Origin of the sequence: Bacillus fungorum, from assembly GCF_002746455.1 — a bacterium.
Classification (GTDB): domain Bacteria; phylum Bacillota; class Bacilli; order Bacillales; family Bacillaceae_G; genus Bacillus_A; species Bacillus_A fungorum.
The window spans coordinates 1-988 of the sequence record NZ_NWUW01000137.1; the positions used below are offsets into that span (position 1 = coordinate 1).

The window sequence follows — 988 nt, forward strand, 5'->3', positions numbered from 1 at the left end:
CTACGAATCCTAGAGCTAATGAAACAAGGAGCCCACCCCGAAACTGAAATGGTCTTGTCACTCTTCGATTTACTGGTTTTTCAATAACCCCAAAATTTGCCCAGGTAGGCAAACGTTTTTCCACATTTTTCACGGTACCCATTAATCCGTATTTTAGCGATAAAATGAAACATCCAATTAGTAAATATACGATAGATGAAAAATAGATAGATAGACTTATAACGATAATCGTAAGCAGCCAACCTATTAAAATAGAATTTCGCAAAACAATATATTCTCGATTTCTTTTCAAAACAAACATTCCTTTCAAAATAAATTAGGGTGTTTTAAATTGGGAAATATTTACATTTTAAAACAAGCATGATATGATACGTCTATATTAAATTTAAAAATAGCCTATAAAGGATTGTGATAGATATGTTAAAACTTGTAGTAGATAATACCGTAACAGAACCAGAACAAGAATCAGATTCAACCTTTTCAAACTTTTTCACCTGCAAAGACTGTGTATACTATCTTTCAAAATCAGATTCTTGTAGTCTACAATTAGCAGCTGATTCAAATAATCCCCTTATCTCTTATGAGTGTGGGAACTTTGAAGAAACCTATGAAATTGGGACGGAAGATCCATTGAATTCACATATTCATCAACGACTTCGGGAAGAAAAAGCGCAAATGTTAGCTGAAAATTATCCAGCACAACCTTCTATTGATCCTATTCATAATGACGCAATATGGTATGGAGCAGCAGATTATGGTTGCTGGATTGTAAGTGATGCAAAGAAACGCTTTGCTCTTGCAGAACAAGTTCCTTTCGGTGATAATATATCTCTAGAAAAATATGCTTCTCCTTTCCCTTTACATGATCATTGTGCAAAAGAAGGTATTAGGCACTATATGTGCTGGTATGTGAATGAAAAAGGAATAGGCGAATACCATCTTCTTATTGGTGGTGTCATCATGAAAATTGCAGAAGGAGTTAAGAAAC

The 988-nt window shown here is 34.1% G+C and carries 2 protein-coding genes; one reads left to right on the forward strand and one right to left on the reverse strand.

Going from position 1 to position 988, the window contains the following annotated elements; translation table 11 throughout:
- Window positions 1-292: hypothetical protein (locus CO726_RS31080; RefSeq protein ID WP_099686842.1), on the reverse strand; the 292-nt coding region annotated here is incomplete at its 3' end.
- A gap of 125 nt (window positions 293-417) precedes the next feature.
- Between CO726_RS31080 and CO726_RS31085 the strand changes: the two genes are divergently transcribed.
- On the forward strand, window positions 418-988 hold a 571-nt coding region (locus CO726_RS31085; protein WP_099686843.1), incomplete at its 3' end, for a hypothetical protein.